21 protein-coding genes and 1 pseudogene are annotated in these 21,806 nt (G+C 37.7%); 20 read left to right on the top strand and 2 right to left on the bottom strand.

The annotated features are described in order from the left end of the window. Positions 1-244: 244 nt before the first annotated feature. Entirely contained in the window at positions 245-829 is a 585-nt protein-coding gene (locus tag FLP15_RS12155; protein ID WP_142767319.1) for a uracil-DNA glycosylase family protein, read from the top strand. Between the two features lie 44 nt (positions 830-873). Here the strand turns inward: FLP15_RS12155 and FLP15_RS12150 are convergent, their stop codons facing one another. Together FLP15_RS12150 and FLP15_RS12840 are read right to left on the bottom strand one after the other, a co-directional pair. Continuing rightward, positions 874-1,314 carry a GNAT family N-acetyltransferase gene (locus FLP15_RS12150; RefSeq protein ID WP_142767318.1) on the bottom strand — a complete coding sequence of 147 codons (441 nt, stop codon included), beginning with the start codon at positions 1,312-1,314 and terminating at the stop codon, positions 874-876. 302 nt (positions 1,315-1,616) lie between these two features. After that, entirely contained in the window at positions 1,617-1,754 is a 138-nt protein-coding gene (locus FLP15_RS12840) for a hypothetical protein (RefSeq protein WP_190288305.1), read from the bottom strand. 433 nt (positions 1,755-2,187) lie between these two features. On the opposite strand from FLP15_RS12840, the gene FLP15_RS12145 reads away from it, so the two are divergent. The 19 genes and pseudogenes from FLP15_RS12145 (at position 2,188) to FLP15_RS12075 (ending at position 21,799) form a co-directional block, all read left to right on the top strand. Continuing rightward, positions 2,188-3,300, top strand: coding sequence for an AI-2E family transporter (locus tag FLP15_RS12145; RefSeq protein ID WP_142767317.1), 1,113 nt, complete (start codon positions 2,188-2,190; stop codon positions 3,298-3,300). A 526-nt stretch (positions 3,301-3,826) separates the two neighbouring features. Further along, on the top strand, positions 3,827-5,164 hold the full coding sequence (locus FLP15_RS12140; protein ID WP_142767316.1) for a hemolysin family protein: 1,338 nt from the start codon (positions 3,827-3,829) through the stop codon (positions 5,162-5,164). A 531-nt stretch (positions 5,165-5,695) separates the two neighbouring features. Continuing rightward, positions 5,696-6,486, top strand: a pseudogene (gene pflA, locus FLP15_RS12135) (pyruvate formate-lyase-activating protein). A 58-nt stretch (positions 6,487-6,544) separates the two neighbouring features. After that, positions 6,545-7,876 carry an esterase/lipase family protein gene (locus tag FLP15_RS12130; protein ID WP_142767315.1) on the top strand — a complete coding sequence of 444 codons (1,332 nt, stop codon included), beginning with the start codon at positions 6,545-6,547 and terminating at the stop codon, positions 7,874-7,876. A gap of 80 nt (positions 7,877-7,956) precedes the next feature. Then, positions 7,957-8,184, top strand: coding sequence for a hypothetical protein (locus FLP15_RS12125; RefSeq protein ID WP_190288304.1), 228 nt, complete (start codon positions 7,957-7,959; stop codon positions 8,182-8,184). An 827-nt stretch (positions 8,185-9,011) separates the two neighbouring features. Beyond that, a complete protein-coding gene (locus FLP15_RS12120; RefSeq protein WP_142766860.1) occupies positions 9,012-9,323 on the top strand; it encodes an EF2685/EF0750 family sortase-dependent surface protein in 312 nt (103 codons plus the stop codon). 85 nt (positions 9,324-9,408) lie between these two features. Next, positions 9,409-10,251: a WxL domain-containing protein gene (locus FLP15_RS12115; protein ID WP_142766859.1), complete on the top strand. Its 843-nt coding sequence runs from the start codon at positions 9,409-9,411 to the stop codon at positions 10,249-10,251. 45 nt (positions 10,252-10,296) lie between these two features. Next, positions 10,297-11,088, top strand: coding sequence for a WxL domain-containing protein (locus FLP15_RS12110; RefSeq protein WP_142766858.1), 792 nt, complete (start codon positions 10,297-10,299; stop codon positions 11,086-11,088). Positions 11,089-11,128: 40 nt separating this feature from the next. After that, positions 11,129-11,887, top strand: a complete 759-nt coding sequence (locus FLP15_RS12105; RefSeq protein WP_142766857.1) for a WxL domain-containing protein — start codon at positions 11,129-11,131, stop codon at positions 11,885-11,887. A 57-nt stretch (positions 11,888-11,944) separates the two neighbouring features. Then, positions 11,945-12,700, top strand: a complete 756-nt coding sequence (locus tag FLP15_RS12100; protein ID WP_142766856.1) for a WxL domain-containing protein — start codon at positions 11,945-11,947, stop codon at positions 12,698-12,700. A gap of 229 nt (positions 12,701-12,929) precedes the next feature. Continuing rightward, positions 12,930-14,486 carry an autotransporter outer membrane beta-barrel domain-containing protein gene (locus tag FLP15_RS13365; protein ID WP_223804650.1) on the top strand — a complete coding sequence of 519 codons (1,557 nt, stop codon included), beginning with the start codon at positions 12,930-12,932 and terminating at the stop codon, positions 14,484-14,486. Next, a complete protein-coding gene (locus FLP15_RS13360) occupies positions 14,426-15,706 on the top strand; it encodes a hypothetical protein (protein ID WP_223804649.1) in 1,281 nt (426 codons plus the stop codon). Before FLP15_RS13365 ends, FLP15_RS13360 begins: the two co-directional genes overlap by 61 nt. Positions 15,707-15,762: 56 nt before the next feature. Beyond that, complete coding sequence (locus FLP15_RS13355) at positions 15,763-16,644, top strand: hypothetical protein (protein WP_223804648.1); 882 nt, start codon at positions 15,763-15,765, stop codon at positions 16,642-16,644. Then, complete coding sequence (locus tag FLP15_RS13350; RefSeq protein ID WP_223804647.1) at positions 16,617-17,654, top strand: hypothetical protein; 1,038 nt, start codon at positions 16,617-16,619, stop codon at positions 17,652-17,654. The genes FLP15_RS13355 and FLP15_RS13350 overlap by 28 nt, the downstream gene beginning before the upstream one ends. Positions 17,655-17,792: 138 nt before the next feature. Next, complete coding sequence (locus tag FLP15_RS12090) at positions 17,793-18,974, top strand: WxLIP family cell surface protein (RefSeq protein ID WP_142766854.1); 1,182 nt, start codon at positions 17,793-17,795, stop codon at positions 18,972-18,974. Between the two features lie 80 nt (positions 18,975-19,054). Further along, the gene (locus FLP15_RS12085) at positions 19,055-19,870 is read left to right on the top strand and encodes a coiled-coil domain-containing protein (protein ID WP_142766853.1); all 816 of its coding nucleotides are present in this window, start codon (positions 19,055-19,057) and stop codon (positions 19,868-19,870) included. 65 nt (positions 19,871-19,935) lie between these two features. Beyond that, complete coding sequence (locus FLP15_RS13345; RefSeq protein WP_223804601.1) at positions 19,936-20,547, top strand: ParM/StbA family protein; 612 nt, start codon at positions 19,936-19,938, stop codon at positions 20,545-20,547. A 32-nt stretch (positions 20,548-20,579) separates the two neighbouring features. After that, entirely contained in the window at positions 20,580-21,155 is a 576-nt protein-coding gene (locus FLP15_RS13340) for an Alp7A family actin-like protein (RefSeq protein ID WP_223804600.1), read from the top strand. A gap of 5 nt (positions 21,156-21,160) precedes the next feature. Further along, positions 21,161-21,799 (top strand): hypothetical protein, encoded by a 639-nt coding sequence (locus FLP15_RS12075; protein ID WP_142766852.1) that lies wholly within the window; start codon positions 21,161-21,163, stop codon positions 21,797-21,799. The last annotated feature ends 7 nt before the right edge of the window (positions 21,800-21,806 follow it).

Here is a 21,806-nt window from a genome sequence, read left to right as displayed (position 1 = left end):
ATTTAGGGCACAACCTCTAGATGTAACAACTAAGCGACCTGTACGCAACATTCTTCGATATGAGGTCACACTGTAGCGAAGCGGAGATAGTACTGCTTTATCTTCTAGGGACTTGCTTTGATAAGTTTGTCAGTATACTGACAGAAGTTTTATCAGTTGATTTCATGTTTGTGTGAATCGTATAAAGCTGTCAACGTACTGACAGCTTTGATAAAAGGATGATTTGCAGAGAAAAAGGTGGGAAATGGATAAATTTCAAGAAATTTTTGAGGCAATAAAAGCAGATCCACAAAATGCGGAATATACGGCAAACGGGATTGAACCACTTTATTCGATCCATAAAGAAGCACGGATTTGCCTGATAGGTCAAGCACCAGGCATACGGGCTCAGGAAAGCGGGATGTATTGGAATGACCCTTCTGGAGACCGTTTGCGCGAATGGACGGGAATTGATCGTGAAACTTTTTATCATTCCAATAAACTTGCGATTATTCCGATGGATTTTTACTTTCCAGGTAAAGGAAAATCAGGCGACTTACCACCACGCAAGGGCTTTGCTGAAAAATGGCATCAACTATTATTGGATGAAATGCCTGAGATGGAGCTTTTAGTCTTGATTGGTTCTTATGCCCAAAAATATTATTTGCATTTGTCTTCAAAAGAAAAAACAACGGATGTTATCCGCAATTTTAAATCTTATCTTCCTCAATACTTTCCGCTTGTTCATCCCAGCCCACGTAATAATATTTGGATGGCTAAGAATGATTGGTTTGAACCCGAAGTTTTACCAGAGTTGAGGAGAATTGTTCAAGAAATTATGACAAAGTGATTCTGTCAGTGCTGACAGAGTTTTTAGAAGTCAAGAAGCACTCATCAGAGCGCTTTTTCCATAGTAATATGCTGAATACCTGCCTCTTCAAAAACTTGTCCCACCTCAGAAAAACCATGTTTAGCATAGAGACCACGAGCGGAGAGTTGTGCGTGCAATTCAAGTATATCAATGTTTGAAGACTTTGCAAATTCTGTAAGTTGACATAGTAAAACATTAGCGTATCCCTTGCCACGTCCTTCTTTAAGAATCGCCATGCGTTGAATTAGTCCCGATTTTTTGTCCAAGTCAGCAAGGAGTCTAACCGTACCATAGGCTTTGCCATCAATATAAAGCACAAAGTGGACAGCAGAAGCCTCCTCAACAGGGTTTTCAACTTCTAACTCATAAGGAACACCTTGTTCTTTGACAAAAACCTGATTTCGAATACGTAACGCATCAAAATAAATGTCAGACATTGTATCACGAGTGATTTTAATTTCCATAAATTTAGGGAGAGCTTTCTAATAATTTATAACATTAGCATGAAGTCAGCTCAATTTCTCAAAAACAGAATTGACCTCATCATTTTTATACAAGTTAATTTCTAAACGATTTTAGTCATTTAGCTACGTGAACGGTAGTTATACTGCCTTGCGACGATTGGAAAAAGCAATACTTTTCTCATTTAACGTCTTAGCATAAAAATCAAAGATTGCTTAATAGTCTTTGATTTATTATAATATAAATAGCTTGAAAATTGTTCTAGTACTGTTTAATTTCTAAAATGTTTTTAGAAATTACTCCGCTACGTTGTCGATGCACCACGGGTATCCGTAGAACATTTGTCCTCTATTCGTAAGTCAGCAGAGCTGACAACGATAGAGGCATTCGCTCTATCTCCGCTTCCGATTTCACCTAAGACACTAGGTGAAACAACTAGCATATCCGTTGCTGCTTTAGATCCTATTAAGGGAGCAAGCTCAAATCGCAATCTGCTAAAGCAGCAAGGCGAAGTGGTTGTTTGCTTAACAAGCGAAATTTGTAAGAGGGTACAACCTCTAGGTGTAACAACTAAGCGACCTGTACGAACAGTCTGCTTAACATCAAAGATATGAGCTCACCCTGTCCGAGAAGTCTAGTTGCTGAAGCAACTAGACTCTACGGCAGCAAAAGGCAGTATATTTGCAGTTCAACTACTAAATAACTGTATTGTTTAGAGATGAACTAATATAAGAAACTTGTCAGCATACTGACAGTTTCACGTGGCTCACGCGAGCATGAAATTGACGAATAAAAATTCTGTCAGTATGCTGACAAAATTATTCACCTTTATCTCACCACTATCACTCGTCCAAACAAAGAAAATATAGGAATTTATGTTTAAAAATAGTAAATTATTTTTTTGGACAATTGAGATTTTGGCTGTAGCCTTATTAATTTTTCTACTGACCCAAATCCAATTCGTCTTTCAACCGATTAAAACCTTATTAGCACTATTATTTATCCCATTTATTATTTCAGGTTTCTTATACTATGTCTTCAATCCTGTCGTAATATTCATGGAGAAAAAGTTAAAAATCAGAAAAGTCTTTGGGATTTTTATCGTACTTATTCTCATTGCAGCAATGATTTTTTATGCTATTGCCTCAGTTATTCCAAGCATTGTAGCGCAACTAACAGGGCTTATCAACGCAAGTACACGGATTTATCCAGAAGTGAGAACATGGATTGAAAATCTTCAACATAATCCAAGATTTTCTCAACTTTACCAACAAATTGACGTTAATAGCTTGGTTGATCGCCTGAATATCTCTTACACAGACATTCTCCATAACCTTTTAAATAGCATTACAATAAGTGTCGGAAGTCTGGTAAGCATTATTACAAGCATTGTTATGGTTATGATTTTGGTGCCAATCTTACTTTTTTACATGTTAAAAGATGGAGAAAAAATTCTTCCGTTTTTACGCAAAAATGTCTTGAAAGAAGACAAACTCAATATTTTTGAATTACTTGAAAATATGAACCGGACCATTTCACGATATATTTCGGGTGTCGCACTTGACGCACTTTTAGTTTTCATTTTCGTTTTTATCGGATATTTGATTATGGGTATTCCTTACGCATTCCTCTTTGCACTTTTCGCAGGAATTACCAACTTGATTCCATATGCAGGACCATATATCGGTGTTCTACCAATGGTCTTCACTGTTGCTTTCAATCATCCGTGGACAGCATTAATTGCCGTTGCATACGTTTTGATTCTCCAACAACTTGATGGAAATCTCGTCTATCCTAAAATTGTTGGGTCAGCAGTTAAAGTTCACCCAGTCACAGTGATGGTACTCATGCTGATTTCAGGAAGCTTATATGGAATTATCGGCATGATTATTGCAGTGCCAGCCTACTGTCTGGTCAAAGAAATTGTAAAATTCCTTAATAGTCTCTATCAAAATCACAAAGAACAACGCAGAATTCTTTCAAAATAATAACAAAAATATGATATAATAAATCTTATCTAACATCTTTTAACCTAGAAAATTATCCAGTTGTTTTCCAGATTAAAAAGTAGCATAGCAATAAAGTTAAAGTTTATTTAATGGGGATTCACCCTGATTGCAAGGGATAACCTTATATCTTAGTTTAATTAAGTTCGGAAGGCTAGAAACTTGTAAAAAAAGATGAAATTTTGAACCTGCGCTAACGAAGAACCAAAATTTCCCTATTTTTCAAAGGTGCTGTACGAACCTTCCCCACATCTTACTTAAATTGAGTTCGGAACGCTAAAAGCTAGGTGATTAGATAAAATGGAACCTGTGCTTTGCACAGAGTCACATTTTTCTAAATCGCTACGCTTTTGGGCAAGCGTCCCTCACATCTTATAACTGAGTTCGTCCTCCTTGAAAGGTATGAAAAAAGATAAAACTATGAATCTGTCTGTGACAGAACCTCTAGCTTTCTTATTTTTCAACCGTTCAAAACAGTCGGACTCACATCTTATTTCAAGGAGCAACAATGTCAAACCCTGATCCCGAGAGTGTATCGATACTCTTGCAGATTTTATTACTTATTTTCTTGACGATTTTAAACGCATTTTTCTCAGCCAGTGAAATGGCAATGGTCAGCCTGAGTCGGACAAAGGTCGAACAAAAGGCGAGTGAAGGTGACAAAAAGTATATTAACCTAGTCAAAATTCTTGACCAACCAAGTAATTTTTTATCAACAATTCAGATAGGGATTACCCTGATTAATATCTTGGCTGGGGCAAGTCTAGCCGATGCTTTAGCCTCACGTTTGACTCCTCTTTTGGGTGGAACAGCTTTAGCGCGCACACTTTCACAGATTATCATTTTGGCTATCCTAACCTATGTTTCATTGGTATTTGGTGAGCTTTATCCAAAGAGAATCGCACAAAACCTAAAAGAAAAGTTGGCTTTGCGAGTTGCACCGCCGATTCAATTTCTCGGAGCAGTAATGAAACCATTTGTTTGGTTTTTAGCAAGTTCCACTAACTTATTGAGTCGATTGACACCCATGAAATTTGATGATGCCGATGAAAGCATGACCAGAGATGAGATTGAATATCTTTTAAATACAAATGATGATGCTCTAGATGACACAGAGCGCGAAATGATTACAGGTGTATTTAGTCTGGACGAGCTTGTAGCGCGTGAAATTATGGTGCCTAGGACAGATGCCTTTATGATTGACATCAACGATGATACACATGAAAATATTACATCTATTCTTGGGGAATCATTTTCTCGTGTTCCAGTATATGATGATGATAAAGACAATATATTAGGTATTCTTCATGTGAAGAAACTTTTGAGAGCCAGTTTTGAACATGGCTTTGATAAATTAAACATTAGAGATATACTTCAAGAACCTCTTTTTGTCCCAGAAACAATCTTTGTTGATGACTTGATGCGTCAAATGAGAAAGACTCAGAACCAAATGGCAATCCTACTCAATGAATATGGTGGTGTCGAAGGAATCGTGACTCTAGAAGATTTGCTTGAAGAAATCGTCGGAGAAATTGATGATGAAACAGATATCGCCGAAAAAGAAGTGTTCAAAATCGGTGAAAATCTCTATGTCGTTCAAGGAAAAATGACTTTGAATGATTTCAATGAAGAATTCGGCACTCACTTGGAGAGCAATGATGTTGATACGATTGCAGGATATTTCTTGGCAACAACAGGAAAAATTCCAGAAAAAGGTCAACAAATTGTTTTCAAAGTAGATAATGAAGAAGACCATTTCTCATTGACGAGTTTAGAAGTTGATGGAAAGCGGATTGTTAAACTTCGTGTTGAATTTGATGTTATCCCAGAAGAAATTGAAGAATAATAATAAAAGCTCCTAGATTGCTAGGAGCTTTTATGATTTAATTTGCCAAATATCGCCGAATGCGGTATGATATAAGGTATAAATGACTTCCGAATGAGTGAGTCTGTCCACTCCAATATCTTTATAATAATGATACTGAGGTTATCTTTATTACTAAATATGGGTGCAAAGCAAGACGCAAATTTTAATTTCTAATACTGTTTAATTTCTAAACGGTTTAGAAATTAAAGGTTTCGTTTCACGCAAACCATCTCTTGTGCTTGACGCAATGCGTCAAGGTTGCGAATAAGAAAAGCTACGCTTTTCTCTTTCGTCGCAAGGCAGCAGATTCGGTAGATGAACTAGTATAAAAAGTGTCTTTTGGAAGTTAAATAGTATATTAGTCAATTGGGTGAGAAAAGGTTAGAAATTTCGAAAAAAGAAGCGATACAAATGACTAACGACTGAAGCTCAGATAATTGAGCGCTGCTTTAGTTTTCTTTGCTTTCGTAATTTCTGGAGGGACCTTTCTTATATCTAAAGGAGAAGAGTATGTCTGAAAATATAGAAGAGCTTAAACAAGTGACAGGGTTAATCCACTCCACCGAATCTTTTGGTTCAGTTGACGGACCTGGTGTGCGTTTCATTGTCTTTGTTCAAGGTTGTCGGATGCGTTGCAAATACTGCCATAATCCAGACACTTGGGCGATGAAATCTGACAAAGCTACTGTGAGAACAGTGGGCGATGTCATGGACGAAGCTTTACGGTTCAGAGGTTTTTGGGGGAAAAGGGCGGAATTACTGTATCAGGTGGTGAGGCGCTCCTTCAAATTGATTTTGTGACTGCTCTTTTCAAAGTAGCGAAGTCTCTTGGAGTTCATACAACACTAGATACCGCAGGGCAACCCTATATGACAGATGACTATGTGACGGAACATATCGCAGAGTTATTAGATTATACTGACCTTGTTTTGTTAGATTTGAAAGAGATTAATCCTGAACGTCACAAAGATTTAACTGCAAATAAAGTAGATAACATTCTTGACTTTGCTCAATATCTTTCAGACCGTGGGCAAGCAATGTGGATTCGTCATGTCCTCGTTCCAGGAGAAACAGACTATGATGAAGACTTGATAAAGCTTGGTGAGTTTGTCAAAACACTCAAAAATGTTTTGAAATTTGAAATACTTCCTTACCATACAATGGGTGAATTCAAATGGCGAGAATTGGGCTGGAAATATCCTTTAGAAGGTGTAAAACCACCAACAAAAGATCGTGTTCACAATGCTAAAGAAGTGATGGATACGGAGTCCTACCAAGACTATTTACAAAGAATTAGATAATATTAGAAAATTCCTGATTATCAGGGATTTTTTACTTTGTTTTTGTTATAGTTAAAGTATGATAATACTCAAAAAAATATTATTTTGGTTTCTTCTAATTTTATCAGTCAATCAAGTCATCATTTTAACAAGATTCAATGGAGCTTTTTATGTTAAAGGTTTAATAGGAATTGTGCTAACCTTATTTTACTTTTTTTATAATTTTAATCCTCGAACCACGGAATATCCAGCAGAAAAATTAACTAAATTAAGTGCTTGCTATGATATTTTGCAAGCATCTGCAGTAGTCTTTTCGGTTCAAGCTTTAATATACCTCTCTATAATAACAATCTATCCAATACACTGGGTGATATTTTTAACTAATTTTGCTGTGAGTCTTTTATTGTGCTACTTTTTAGTTATTAACGGCTTGATAAGAAGTTTTACAATATCACGACAAATTGGTCTTTTGCTCAGAATTGCTTTATTGTCTTTTTGGTGGATGCCATTTTTTAACAGTATCTTTTCGACCTTTGCAGCTGTGAAAATAAAACAGGAACTCATATTTGATAATCAAAAATATGTCCTCAATCAAAAGCGCAAAGAAAAACAAGTTTGCAAAACAAAGTATCCAATTGTTATGGTACATGGAATATTTTTTAGAGATTGGGAAATATTTAATTATTGGGGAAGAATCCCTGAGGCGCTTGAAGATAACGGAGCGCAAATATTTTATGGAGAACATGAATCATCCATTCCTGTTGAGCAAGCTGCGATACAAATTAGAGATAAAATTTTGAGTATACTTGCTCAGACTGGCGCAAACAAAGTGAATATCATCGCACATTCAAAAGGGGGAATTGATAGTCGGTATGCTATATCTGTGTTAGGGCTCGCTCCTTATGTGGCAAGTCTTACGACAATCAATAGTCCACACTATGGTTCGGATTTAGCAGGGAGAGTATTATCCATGACGCCAGAAAAAATTGTGACAAAAATAGGCAATAAGTATTCGAATATATTTATGAGATTGGGAGATACTCAGTGTGATTTTGTTGAGTCAATCAAAGAGCTGACCCCTGAACGCTGTGGACAGTTAAATAGAAAAATGACAGATTCACCAGATGTCTATTATCAAAGCGTTGGCTCATCGCTGAAATCAAGGCGGTCAGCATCTTTTCCATTAAATCTCGGCTATGCACTTATTAAACCGATCGCTGGTGATAATGATGGGCTTGTTGCAACGAAGTCAATGCAATGGGGAAATTTTCTAGGTATATTAAGACCAAAAGGAAAAATAGGAATCTCGCATAGTGATATGATTGACTTGAGCCGTAAAAATATTAAAGGATTTGATGTAATGGAATTTTATGTTCAGATGCTTTCAGAATTAAAAGAAAAAGGTTACTGACAGAAAAACTGTCAGTAACCTTTTTTGTCAGTTGTGTATTATTTTGATGAATAAGATAAAAATGAGATAATGATATTAAGATGAGAAAGAAGAAAGGACTTATAGAGATAAGTGAGGGTGAAAAAATGTTAGAGAAACAACGCGAAGAATTACTTAAACTTCACGAAATTCTGAGTGGTAGAGAAGAAGATGAGCAGTTAGAAGACTTTGAGGAAAATGGAGTTCCAGCTCATAAACCTCATCGGAGGATTAGCCGCTATGGTCGTTCGCATCATCGTTTCAATCGAACAATGAAGGGGAATAAATAAAAAATCTGTCAGTACTGACAGAAAGGTAATACATCAAAAGCGTAGATTTTACGCTTTTTTTATTTTAATGAACACTTATAGCGAATTAATTATATCTAATGTTACAAAAAATTTAATTTTTTAATAGGAATAAGAGTAGCTATTGCATTAAAAATTTAAAAAAAGAACCAAATTTTAAGGTAAAATCTCTTAAATGAAGAAATAGACTTTTTTCTTAACGTAATCATAAGAGCTTTGGAGCTAAAAAGTAGTAAGTAAAAAGATTTTGTAATAAACGTTTTGTTTGAATCAGGACATTTTAACTAATTATTTTTTTAGAGTAATAAAAATAAAAAAGGCTTAACCATAAGGTTTAGCTATAATGTGAGTTTCAGAAAAATCATAATTTTTCTGAAAGAAAAGTTTGAAAGCGAGTATAAAAACAACTAGAAATTATGCAACAAAATAGAAAAGCATTAATTAGTTACAAGAATATTATATAAAAATATCGTAATCTTTTCAACCCTTTCGTGAAGATTATTTTATATAACAACTTCCATTTTAGGTAATCTCAGTACAACATAGAATCGAATCAGATTAAAAATTTAAAAATAATTATCTATTTATAGAGATATTCATTTACTATATTATACTATGAAAAACTAAATATCAGAAAAATTATGATTTTTCTGAAATAGTATCTCTAGACGTTATGCTCATAATTAGGAAAGTGTTTTTAAAAAAGGAGGGATGAAACTTTAAAAATTAGTTGTTTAACATAGGTAATATCACTTGCCTAGAAAAACAGAGTATCACTTTCTCAATCTAGAGAAAAATTAGGAGAAACCATGAACAAAAAAAATTTATTTGCTTTGCTTGTGTTGCTTTTAATGATGCCTACAGTTTACGCTCACGCAGCCGAAACAAAGTATAACACGCAAGGCCGTGTAGGGTTTACAGGTGTTTGGAAAACGCCCCCGTCATCTAGTGGTGAGAATGTTCCTCCTGCGGAATCTAAACCCACTCTTCCTAAGGAGCAAAGTATTCTTCCAAAAACGGGAGATGCAACAAATTCTTCAGTTATAACGAGTTTTGCAGGAATGATTCTTTTATTCCTCATTACAGTTTATAAAAAGTATAGAAGGAGGGAAGCCATATAGGAAAATACTAAACCCAAAGTTTTATTACTCACCATTTGAAAAATAGTTTATTTCTAATGGATTAACATTTAAGGAGAAACATTTAATGAACAAATTAGTATTAAAATCTTCAGCACTATTAGCAACACTTTTAATTGCAGGACCAGTGCTTATTTCTACCGCAGGTGCAGCAACGACTACTGGTGGTGACTATACTTCTAGTGCCAACCTTACTTTGCAAGCAGGAACAGGTCCAGTAGACCCTCTTGATCCCACTGATCCAACCAATCCAGTGACTCCCGTAGATCCAGGAACCCCAGGAGCATCAGGTAACTTGACAGTTGACTATGGTTCAACCCTTTACTTCGGTACACAATCAATCTCTACACAAGCACAAACTTATTATGCTCACCCTGACATGGTAGTAGATAAAGACGACGTTACTAAAATTGTACCCAACTATGCGCAAGTGACTGACCAATCAGGAGATTTGGCTGGATGGACTCTGACCTTGACTCAAGCCTCAGATCTTCACTTGACATCTGGTAGTTCTTCAGATGCAGGCTATGCACTTACTGGAGCACAAATTAACTTCAACGGTGGAACAATTGTAGGTGGGAATGGAATTACCGCAGGTACACCAAGTGATGTTGTAAGCTCAGGCTCACTCACACCAGGTGTAGCGACTAAACTTGTTTCAGCAGCTGAAAATGAAGGGGCAGGAACCTGGCTTTACAACTTTGGTGATGTAGATGCATATGATGCAGCATCAGTAGATACTGCAAACACGTCAGATCAATCTAAAGTTGCGACAAAATCAGCAATTAGTTTAACAGTTCCAGCAGGTTTGGTAGAAAAAGCAGCGCCTTATACAACAGATTTATATTGGAGTCTCCAAGCAGTACCAGGCAATGATTGGTCAGGTAACACATCTGCAGTAACTCAATAAAATCATACTGTATTAAAAATATGATTATTTAAAAGGAGACAACTAATGAATAAAATGTTACTGAAATCAGCTTCAGTATTGACCACATGTCTTGTAGTGGGACCTATGATTGCTGGTACTGTAAGTGCTGCAAGTACAGGCGGAGATTACACGTCTAATGGCTATGTTAATTTTGAAGAAGGGGATAATACAGGGATTAGCCCAGTTGACCCATTAAATCCGACAGTTCCAGTAGGACCAACAAATCCTGATGGTACAGACCCAGCACCAGGGACAGGTGGCGCACTTTCTATTGACTTTGCCTCAAGTTTGAGCTTTGGTACACAGAAGATTTCATCTAATGATGCAACTTATTATGCCCATGCTCAATGGATTAGCAAAGATAAAGATGGAAACGATGTTGATATTACCCGTCCTAACTATGTCCAAGTAACAGACACACGCGGAACATGGGATGGTTGGACTCTAACTGTTGCCGAAAGTGACCAATTCCAAAATTCAGATGGAGATAAGTTGACTGGAGCAGAACTATCTTTCAGCAAAGGCTATACGGATGGTACCACAGCAGCAACACCAGGTTATGTTAATACCGACAGCTTTACAGTAGGGACAGCAGCAACTAAGATTTTAGGTGCAGGCACTAATCAAGGAATGGGAACTTGGGTTTATGGTCTTGGTGGCAACGCAGACTACCAAGAAAACGGAGGACCACATCTTGATAATGATGCAGTATCAACAGCATCACCAATTACTCTTAAAGTTATTGCAGGAACCAATAAAGCAACAGCTTACACAACTCAACTTAATTGGTCATTAACAAATGCTCCAGGGAACTAAGCCATTTGCTTAACCTTAATAACATGAAAAGGAGGGTACTGTGAAAAAAATAACATTGTTAAGCGTGCCTCTCATCCTGATTTCATTGGGTTTAGCTCATAAAGCTTACGCCGCCACAACTCAGACCTATGATTCACAAGGAATTGTTGGATTTAGTACAGGAAGTGGGGTTCAACCTCCTGTAGATCCTAATACACCTGATCCTACACTTCCTGTAGATCCACAGAATCCAGACGGTTCAAAACCTACTCCTGGCGGTGATGGCCCACTTACAATCGATTTTGCATCAAGCTTTGATTTTGGAACTCACGATATCTCAAATGAAGACCAAACTTACCTTGCGAAAGCTCAAAAGTATTTTAATTCAGATACTTTAACGCCCAATTACGTCCAAGTAACAGATAGACGTGGCACATTTTCGGGTTGGGCTTTAAAAGTTGTAGAAACTTCTCAATTTACGCAAGTTGCTACAGGTCCTCAGAAATATAAAACGCTTAACGGCTCTGCGATTTCTTTGAGAAATCCAGTTCCAGCATCTACAAATGGAACATCTGCTCCCAAAGCTCAAGAAGTACTCCGCTTAATTCCAGGTGTAGAAACGCAAGTCGCACTTGCTACATCTGGTGAAGGTGCAGGGACTTGGGTGATTCGTTGGGGAAGTCAAACCAGTATTACGAAGGATGGACTCACTCCAGATGTAACACTATTTGTCCCCGGTACGACACCAAAAGATGCAGCAGCTTATACAACAACACTAAATTGGATTTTATCTGATTTACCAACTAATACTCCCACTTAATACAAGAGGAGTAAGCTATAAAAACTTATTTATATATCAGAAAGGCAGGACAATTTCATGTCTAAATCAGCAGTAAAATATATTTCATTAGCCACACTTGGACTTTTGGCAGCTTCTATTGCGCCACAAATTGCTAGTGCTGCAACAACACAAGTCTACAATTCACAAGGTGAAGTCACATTCACACCTGGTACTGATACAACAGGACCAGTTGACCCACAAGACCCAACTGTTCCTGTAAATCCTACAGAACCAGATGGTGTTAACCCTGGAGGGCCAACAATGCCAGATAGCGGTTTGACGATTGTTTATGCCTCAAGCTTTGATTTTGGTAGTCATCCAGTAAGCAATAAAGCAGAAGTTTATAACGCAGCAGCACAAAAATTGGATGATGATACCACACGTACAAACTATGTTCAAGTAGCGGATAACCGTGGGACCTTCTCTGGATGGAACTTAAAAGTTCAAATGACTGACTTCACTACTTCAGATGCAGGACTTGTTGCTAATGGTCATGGAACACTTACAGGCGCAACAGTTACACTTGGAGATGCAGAAATTCAAGGTGCTGGTACAGCAAATCCAGCTGATATTTCAGCAGCGTCAACAGTATTGACACCAGGTGTTCAATCAGACACAATCCTTGGAGCAACAGCAGGACATGGTTCAGGTAACAGCTTGCTTGACTTTGGTGGCAAAGATGGTGCAACCAAAGATACAGCCGTAACACTCGCAGTTCCTGCAGGTGTAGCGGGTGCAGCTAAATATACAGCAGACCTTACATGGACCCTTGATGACACACCTGCTAACTAATTTTTTAATAATATGTTTAGTGGTGAGAAACAAGTAAGGGAGATTTCATGCAAAGAAAAAACAAATTTAAACTTGTGACTTTTGCAATGTTGCTGGCATTGGTCCCATCTATGAACTTGGGGCAATTCCTCAAGCTTTTAGTAGCGGACGTGTTACGCCAACATCTCTTGGGAAGATGTTATCACCTCAAGAAGTAGGAGCGACAACGTCAAATACTAGTATGAGTACCATGCTTAAAAGCGTTGTTCCCACTAGTAGTACTGATTTTGAAGGTACTACAATCCCTCAGCCTAGTCGCCCAGCTTTAAATATAAAATTGCCAACAGAGGCGATAAATGGAACCAGCTTTGGATATCAAAGTAGTATAGCTGGTCTTACGGGGGTTACTGCAGGGCAGATTGAAGTTATAAAAAATGGTGTTTCTGTTCAAAATTATACAAGTGTAACTGATTCTAATGTACAAGCTGCATTACAATATATTTATTCCAATGCGGATAATTCAAGTGACTTTGTGCTTTTCATTGGTGGTAACGTTACACTTAGTGCAACTACGATGGGAAATACAACGACAGGCGGAACGTTTGCTAGTCTGAATGGTAAAGTAAAATCTATTACGATTATTGCGAATACTACAGATAGCTTGGTAAGCTCTCCAAACGTCGCAGCAGTGGGAAGTTTCACAATTACAACGCCAACCAATAACTATTTTGGTGCATCAACCGCTTTTCGTAATGTCAATGTTGCAGCGGGAAATCATAATTTTTATGCTCAAGGAAATCCCATTGCATTTATGCCTGGTTCAAACTTTACAGGAACAGGTATATCAGTTTATGGTGGTACAGATGGTACTTCAAGTGTAACAGGAGATACCAATATTTATGTAGGTTCAACTGGTACAGGAACAATGAGTTTCTACGGCGGCAATAACGCTGGAGGAAATATTTCAGGTAGTACTCATGTATCTATAACAAATGCTTCTGGTTTGGGGACTGTTACAGGAGGTAATGCTTCTGGTGGGACAATTAGTGGAGATACCAATGTCTCGGTAACAGGATTTACTGGTAATATTGCAAACATGTATGGAGCAGGAGTTGGTACAAGTGCTAATCCTGTTACTGTGAATGGTGACGTTTACAACAATTGGAATTCTACGATTTCTGGTGCAAGTTATAACGGGACTTACTATGGTGGTGCAGGTTACGGAACAATTAAGGGTACAATCTACAATACTTTTAAGGGTTTAGGATCATACAATGGCGAAGAAATGTATAATGGTGGGGTTCAAAATGGTACCGTTGGGGTATCTGGCAGCACAAATTCCGCAATTGTAAATGATTATGATACCTCAAAATTTACTGGTGGTTATGCCAATTTTGCTGGAATAGCTGGGGCTAATAATGCTGGGGAAGTAATAGTAATGCTGTTACTGTGTATGGTAACGTCATCAACTATACGAAAACAGGATATGGCACAAGTGGCACTGCCTTTATGGGTGGGGCTGCAGGCGCTTATGGTGCAGATTATCTTTATAATACAAGAATGCCTGTATCTGGTACGGCTAATGATGCTAATCCAACGGCAGCAGCAGCCACTGCTGAATCTTCCGCTTCAGAGAAACTTTACGGCAACGCTTATACTTGGCTTCGTTCAGGACTGGTTGGCGCAGGTTATGATTATAATATTGTACTTGGTGGTGGATATGGCTTCATCAAAGGCAATACAATCATGGAAGTTGGAGATGGTTCAACTGCACCAGGAGGTAATACAACTGGTGAGAACGGAGTAGACGATGGTAGTCGTTCGTCCTCAAATCGTACGGGTATCGGTGGTTCAGGATTTGTTGTAATAGGGGATCAAGGGGATGGCTCTCTTGCCTCTACTGAAGCAGCAAATGGAGTGAACTACAATGGCAGTAATACAAATATTGCCAACTCATACTATCTTAATGATATTGTTGGGGGTGGAGGTAACGATGCTGGTAATGGTTCAAATTATTGGCAAGTTGGCGACTCATACCTTATACAAAATAATTCTGCAGCTCGTTGGACATATGGAGCGGGATGGTCGGGAAACCAAATAGGTAATTCCTATAACTTCAATAATGGAGCTGTAACCGATACACTTGAAGGAGGCATGTATGGCAGTGGTGGTACTGTATACGGAAATACTAGTGCCCAATTCAATAATGGACAGACGGACTGGTTTTTATCAGGAGGAGCTTGGAACGGTAGATATATTTCTGGGAATATGACAACGGTAGTAAACAATGGCGTAATTCCTGCTAATACAGGTGGAAACTATGCACTTGCTGGGAATAATGTTACAGTTGGAAATTCTAGCGTATATATCTATGGTGGCGATTTCTCAAATGCTCCACGTCAGGATGGTCCTAAAACAGTATGTGGCGGTAATTTCAACTCTGGTAATTCAGTTGTTTATGGTAATAGCTCACTGACACTTGATTTGACAGGACCAAATGGTAATACATTCCAATTTCCGTCACAAAATACGTATCTTTCAGCGGGACCAGGTTATAACAAAACAGGTGTTCAAAGTGGTACAGATGCAACGAATACGATTAATCTAACTATTAAAGCGAATGCTAATACTGCAACGAAACTATCTAGTGCGACAATCTATGGAGATGGTTCTAACTCAACAAATATTAAAGCTGGAACTATCAATATGTTAATTGATGCTGATAGTGCTACAGTTGGTAATGTCTATGCATCAAATCGTTCAATCGTTTTATCAAGTGGATTGGCTCGTAATGTTACTACAAAAATTGGAGAAGGAACCACAATTGCTGGTAGCATATATAATAGTGCTTCAAGCGATAATTTGACCTCTGTTTATGCTAATGCTGGCAGTAATGTTTCTACGATTCAATTTGGTGATGGGTCAGGAAATGTTGCGAACCCAATTATGATTACTGGGAAAGTTGTAAACTTTAGTTCCGCTAGTGTTATGCCAGGAGTTAATACAACTGTATCAGGGGACTATTAAATGGAGCGAATGCAACAGCAACTAATCATGCCTCTACTTATGCAACATCGGGCAATTTGACGCTTAGTGATAACTCTACACTTGGGGTTACTTCCACATCATCTGTCATTTCAGGAGCCAAACTCATTGTGGGGAAAAATGTACAACTTTCTAGTCCATATATAAATACTCCTGGTTTGATGAATTTCTCTGATTTGGATATGAGTGAAAGTGGAGCAAGTTTATCATGGATTCCTACGGGAACTGTAATTTCTCCAAGCACAACTTATTCAGGAGCTTATTGGGGATCACAAAAGGGCTTTCCAGTTCTGACTTTTAATGGTGGCAATGCCTCGACAGGTTCAGGTGCATTTAATATCACACCGGGTAATTTCCAAGGCGTTGATTCTAAAAATAATTATGCTTTTCTCGGAGATTACACATTAAATTCAGGAACTAGTCCAACGAATCCTACTTGGATTGGTTATGTTGTTCCTGGACAGATACGTGTTTTCAATACCACAGGTTTAAACAGTTCAACAGGTAATTGGCAATATAATCTACCAGGTGTAACTACAGGAACTCCAACACCAGGAACAGCTATGCAAGCGTGGGCATCTGTGAATCCAAATACACCAACATCAAGTTTTGAATTGAAATATGTCATGAACTATAATCCAGATTTAAGTAGTGTGGCTAATAATCAACCATTTTCTTTCAATTCTGATGCTCCTGGATATATAAAATCTCGTTCGGCATCGGGTTACAACGGAAATGTTTTGAACAACTACCCCAAACAAATCCTAATTTCGATGTCAGTGCGGGGACCACAGGAGCCACACGTAATTTTGCTACGGGAGATTACTTCACAGGGAACCAACAAAACGGCTCGAATGACCAAACTACTTTTGGGAGTTATATTATTCAAAATGTGGTCACAGATAATACAACTTCGTTGAGTGCAGGAAATTATATCCTACCTAATACCAGTTCAGGAACAAATGCCTCCTCATTAACTCAGACTCAACTCCAACAAATTGTTGGTTTGAAAGGGGTAGGAGTAATGTCCGATATTACTGTGAGTGATGGGACTTTATCAACAATTAACAATGCAGGTACGACGATTCAAGACCCTACTTCCTCAGAGACAAACGCTCAAGGTCAGTCTTATGCAGAAGTTCCAATGACTTGGACACTGGGCAGTAGTACGGCTAAAAGTAATATTGTTGTTGTTCCACAAGCTGCGGTTATTTCATCAGACCATCAGACTGCTGTGAATGCTTATGATACAAGTATGACAGGGGATGAGGCTAATGCGCTTAAAAATCAAGCCGATTTAGATGGAAATTGGACTTATGCTTTGGGCTTCAAAGCAGATGGCACAATAGAAGATCCGACAATTTCTACTCCGGTAGGTTTAGTCGGTACTTTACAAACCATTACGGCTGATAATCCAATCATTGATGAAAATGGAAATATCCATCCTGTAACTTATACTTACAATGGTGTATCAAAAGAGATCACTATTAATTTAAGCTTTGGATCAATTAGTTTAACCACTCCTACGATGTATGACTTTGGAACATTAAATGTTAGTCCAAAACCTTTGGTTGCTTGGGCACAAAGTCCTTCAAGTGATGTGACCGTCACAGATACTCGCACAGGAACAGGGCTTAAACCTTGGGACGTTACTGTTGCACAAACCCAAGATTTGCAAGGGGTCACAAATGGAAATAATCTTGCTCCATATCTTATCTTCAAGAATGGAACAGGAAGCCAACAAATTACAAGTGCTGCTATGCAAATTTACGCAAATACAGCACCAACAACCGGTACATTCAATTTGAATCAAAATTGGAATTCAGGCACTGGACAAGGTATTCAACTGAATATCCCTGTACAGAGTCAAGAAAAAGGAACTTACGAAGGACAATTGACTTGGTCTCTCAATGATGTACCCACCAATTAATAGAAGGATTGGTTAATTTGTATTTTTGTTCTAAATGGAAAGCAATTTCCATTTAGAACAACGGACTTATTTTATATTTATAGTAAGACAACGATTGACTAATAGAATGTATCGCTACATTTTTAGAAAGAGGGAATAATGAAAAATTATAGAAAAATTTTGTTATTAATTGCGACAATCTTTACTCTTGGAGCAATTAGTAAAGTGGCTTATGCCAACGAGTTTAACTTCTCGGTGAACCCCGTTCTCCCAGAAAATCAAATCGGTCAAAGTGGGTATTTCAATTTAGAAATGACCCCTGGTCAATCTCAGACTTTGACCGTTACACTCAAAAACTCAACAGAGAAAACGGTAATTGTTGAAGAAGCAATCGCAAGTGCCACAACGAATATTAATGGCGTCATCGAATATTCTCCAAATAAGATTAAGCCAGATCGCACTTTAAAGTACAATCTTGCAGACTATGCGACGATGCCCAAAGAAATTACCCTTACTCCAAAATCATCACAACAGGTAAAAATTAATGTTAAGATGCCTGATGAAACTTTTAAAGGGGTTATCGCAGGTGGGATTACGTTTAAAGAAAAAGATTCTGGCACAACAGACTCCAAATCTAAAGGTTTGAGTATTCAAAATAAATATGCGTATGTCGTTGCACTTTTGATGCAACAAGATAAAACAGGGGTTGCACCAGATTTAAAAATGAACGCTGTGGCTCCAGGCCAAGTGAACTATAGAAATGTCATTAATGCTAATCTACAAAATCCAAATGCAGGATACCTTAATCAAATGTATGCGCAAGCAACGATTAAGGGATTGAGTAATACGAGTTTGTCCTATACTGCAAATAAAGAAATGATGCAGATGGCTCCTAATACTAATTTTGATTATCCTATTGCGATTGGCGAAGGAAAGCGTCTTGAGGCAGGGAAGTATCGTTTAACCATGACGGTCTATGGTCAAAAAGATGCGAATGGAAAATATTCATATAAAGATGCGGCGGGTAAAGCGCAGAAATTTGATTATCGCTGGCAATTTACGCGAGACTTTACAATTTCTGGAGAAACGGCAAGAAAATTAAATGCTAAGGATGTCACGGTTAAACCAGAACCTTGGTATAAAAACTGGTTGATTTGGCTGGGAATTCTCCTGATTCTTTTGGCACTACTTTTCCTATTCTTCCTCTTATGGAAACGCCGTAAAGATGATGAAGACGATGAAGAACACCCCTCCGAAAAAGAAGAACTCCAAGCTCAACTTGAAGCGATTAAAGCACAATTGAATGAAGAAAGCAAAGAAGCTTCTGAAAAAGATGAGTGATGAACTAACTTGAAAAACCAAGACTGTGGAACACAGTCTTGAGTTTACTAGGGTTAAAACGATGGATATCAGAGGAGAGAATGGTGGAGAAAAAAGGTTTTTTTCAAAGAAAGATAGGATCTAAAGCTTCAGAGGGAGGGACATCAGTTACTACTCAACAAATTTCTGAAATTGCTCAACAGGTAACATCCTTAAAACAAAAAATAAAAAGAGTTGAACAAGAAAAAGAAGATATTAAGGTCCAATATGAAACATTGAAGCAAGTGAAATTGCAAGATAATAAATCAATGCAGTCTCAAAAGAACACGCAGTCTGAAAAAGTTTTAAATGAGCAGCTTCTAAAATATAAACAGCAAGTTGCCTCTCTAGAGCATGAATTAACAGGTAAAAAGAAGCAAATAGAAACCCTTGAAACAAAGGTTCTTGCAGAAAAAGATGAGCAAGTCAATCTTTCTAAGACTTTTGATGAGAAAATTGCAGAAAAAGACTCTGAGATTAGGCGGTTAACAAGAGAAAAACTAGAGATTAAATCAGAAGTTTCGGACGTTTTATTAGAACTCCAAGAACACTTTGCTTACAAGACGGCTTTGCTAGAAAGTGAACGTGAATTAATAGCTCAAGAAAAAAATAAGCAGGAATTACAGAGAAACAAGCAGCTTGAAGAATGGGAAAAAATCACACTTACAACTCAAAATGAAGCGGATAAGCTACTAGAAGAAGCAAAGGCAGAAGCCTTACAGATGATTAGTAAAGCAGAAGAGGAAGCGGCTACTCAGGAAGCCCAATCTAGAGTGAAACTTAGCCAACTTAAAGAGCGGATAGAGTATTATTCGGCTCAAATCAATGAAGCAGCTCAAACCATTGATCTTCTCTTGAGAAGTGTCAGTCATTTATAAAAATTTGTATCAGGTAAAGGAGTTTTGAGTCTTTGAAAAGGACTCAGAACTAAAGGAGAAAAAGGATGAATATTTTTGCTATTGATTTAGGAAATAAACGAATTAAGATGAAAAGTGACCGAGGGGAATATGTCTATCCTGCCTCTTATTTGACAGCAGAAAATGTAACCCGAGGTGTACTGGGAGGCTGGAAACTAAAAGGAAATCAAGTTTATTCTATAGATAAAACAGGAGAAAATCGATTTGTTTGGGGAACAGAGTTAGAGGCTTATCATCTCTCTGAAAAAATGATTGATACTTATGCTCGTTCGGGTCGGATTGAACAGAAAAAAACACAGCGTATTTTAGAATTTGCTTTGGGACGTCTAGCTTTAGATTACAAAGAAGCCCGTACTAAGCCACTTGTTGTCCAGCTGGTATTGGGCGTACCGATTACAGATCTGCATGAAGAGAGTAGAACAATTCAAATTTTGAAAGAGTTGATGATTGGACGACACTATATTCGGGTGGATGGGGAAGAGTTAATCATTGAAATTCCTTCTGAGGACTCTATCTTGGTTATTCCTCAATACATGGGAACTGCGTTTGAATTGGCTTATGATGAAGGAATGCATCCTGTAGATGAATATGTCAACGGACGTATGGGTGTTTTAGATATCGGGGCGGCACTATACTGATTAATACATCAAATCGCCTGAACCCAGCACCAATGGGGGCTGAACGCTTTGAGGGGATTCAGACATTAATTAAAATAATTGCTGGAAAAATTAATTCAACGAAGCTGTTTACGATTGAGCAACTCCTTCGTGAGGGAAGCTCTAGTGGAACTTATATTTATCGCCCAAATCGTAATGTCTCCGATTCAAAAGATATCTCCTTTATTGTAAAAAAATCAATAGAGGATTATACCCGATTTACTGTAGCCCCTTTGGTAACAGAAAATTTCCCTGATATTGAAGACATTGACTTCATTATCATGACTGGGGGTGGGGCAAATATTGTAGATAAAACGGCTCTACTGGATGAAATTGGTCAGGAATACTTTAATCGTTTAATTTTTATTGAAGCTTCCGAGTTAGCGAATGTTCGAGGATTTTATAAATATGCTTTTCTCATTTGGAATGGCTCAAGAGAGGTTCGAGAACCAGAGAAAATGGAAGAAGTGAGAACAATTTCTAGCGTGTCTACTGCTGAAGAAACTCCTCACCCAGTCTATTCTGAGCAATTAAAACAAGTGCAAACAAAGTTAAATCGCTTAAGAGAAGAAATTGAACAAGAGATTTAGTTGCTATGGATGATAAATTAGTTGAGGAATCAAAGGATAATTCTATGCCTGCAAGAATGGAAACTGAGCGAGAAAGCTTATTAATGGAAGTAAAAAAGGTTACTTTAAACTTTAATAAAGTTTTTGCTCAACAACTTGCTAGGAAGAACGGGGATTATACTTCTTTGCGGGAGGGATTGGCGCAACTTGAAAAAGAATATCTGCTTTCAACAGAGGCAGTAATCGCTAATACTAGGGTGTTGGATAAAATTGAGAAGGAAAATGCTCTTTTAAAGGCAACGAATAAAGGATTAGAGTCGAAAATCGCTGTAAATACTCAAAATTTTGCTAAAAATAAGCAAGAAACGGAGCTTGAGCTTAAACGACTGTCAGAAGAAAAAGCAGTGTTAGTCGATAATTTCAAAAAGGTAAAAGAAGAAACAAGCGTAAAAACGACAGTGGTATCTGCGCTTGAGCGAGAAATCCAAAAATTAAAACAGGACAGAAAAAAACAAGAGCAGGTTTTAGAGCAACTCATAAGAGAAAAAACTCAAATTGAGAAAGAATATGATCGTCTTACAGAGTCAGCGCTGGAAGAGAAAGCACAGCTTGCGGATTTGTTTCGTCATGCAAAAAGAATGAAAGCAGCGAGAAGAACGCCCTAAGCATGCG

Source organism: Lactococcus protaetiae, assembly GCF_006965445.1.
Classification (GTDB): Bacteria; Bacillota; Bacilli; order Lactobacillales; family Streptococcaceae; genus Lactococcus; species Lactococcus protaetiae.
This window is presented reverse-complemented; position numbering and strand designations above follow the sequence as displayed.

What these genes read in the sequence shown, in the direction of transcription:
- FLP15_RS12140 (WP_142767316.1), top strand. Translation starts at nt 3,827, where the DNA reads ATGTCAAACCCTGATCCCGAGAGTGTATCGATACTCTTGCAGATTTTA.
- FLP15_RS12085 (WP_142766853.1), top strand. Translation starts at nt 19,055, where the DNA reads ATGGTGGAGAAAAAAGGTTTTTTTCAAAGAAAGATAGGATCTAAAGCT.
- FLP15_RS12120 (WP_142766860.1), top strand. Translation starts at nt 9,012, where the DNA reads ATGAACAAAAAAAATTTATTTGCTTTGCTTGTGTTGCTTTTAATGATG.
- FLP15_RS12125 (WP_190288304.1), top strand. Translation starts at nt 7,957, where the DNA reads ATGAGAAAGAAGAAAGGACTTATAGAGATAAGTGAGGGTGAAAAAATG.
- FLP15_RS12155 (WP_142767319.1), top strand. Translation starts at nt 245, where the DNA reads ATGGATAAATTTCAAGAAATTTTTGAGGCAATAAAAGCAGATCCACAA.
- FLP15_RS13365 (WP_223804650.1), top strand. Translation starts at nt 12,930, where the DNA reads ATGCTTAAAAGCGTTGTTCCCACTAGTAGTACTGATTTTGAAGGTACT.
- FLP15_RS12075 (WP_142766852.1), top strand. Translation starts at nt 21,161, where the DNA reads ATGGATGATAAATTAGTTGAGGAATCAAAGGATAATTCTATGCCTGCA.
- FLP15_RS13340 (WP_223804600.1), top strand. Translation starts at nt 20,580, where the DNA reads ATGGGGGCTGAACGCTTTGAGGGGATTCAGACATTAATTAAAATAATT.
- FLP15_RS13360 (WP_223804649.1), top strand. Translation starts at nt 14,426, where the DNA reads ATGGAAGTTGGAGATGGTTCAACTGCACCAGGAGGTAATACAACTGGT.
- FLP15_RS12145 (WP_142767317.1), top strand. Translation starts at nt 2,188, where the DNA reads ATGTTTAAAAATAGTAAATTATTTTTTTGGACAATTGAGATTTTGGCT.
- FLP15_RS12840 (WP_190288305.1), bottom strand. Translation starts at nt 1,754, where the DNA reads ATGCTAGTTGTTTCACCTAGTGTCTTAGGTGAAATCGGAAGCGGAGAT.
- FLP15_RS12110 (WP_142766858.1), top strand. Translation starts at nt 10,297, where the DNA reads ATGAATAAAATGTTACTGAAATCAGCTTCAGTATTGACCACATGTCTT.
- FLP15_RS12090 (WP_142766854.1), top strand. Translation starts at nt 17,793, where the DNA reads ATGAAAAATTATAGAAAAATTTTGTTATTAATTGCGACAATCTTTACT.
- FLP15_RS12150 (WP_142767318.1), bottom strand. Translation starts at nt 1,314, where the DNA reads ATGGAAATTAAAATCACTCGTGATACAATGTCTGACATTTATTTTGAT.
- FLP15_RS12100 (WP_142766856.1), top strand. Translation starts at nt 11,945, where the DNA reads ATGTCTAAATCAGCAGTAAAATATATTTCATTAGCCACACTTGGACTT.
- FLP15_RS13345 (WP_223804601.1), top strand. Translation starts at nt 19,936, where the DNA reads ATGAATATTTTTGCTATTGATTTAGGAAATAAACGAATTAAGATGAAA.
- FLP15_RS12115 (WP_142766859.1), top strand. Translation starts at nt 9,409, where the DNA reads ATGAACAAATTAGTATTAAAATCTTCAGCACTATTAGCAACACTTTTA.
- FLP15_RS12130 (WP_142767315.1), top strand. Translation starts at nt 6,545, where the DNA reads ATGATAATACTCAAAAAAATATTATTTTGGTTTCTTCTAATTTTATCA.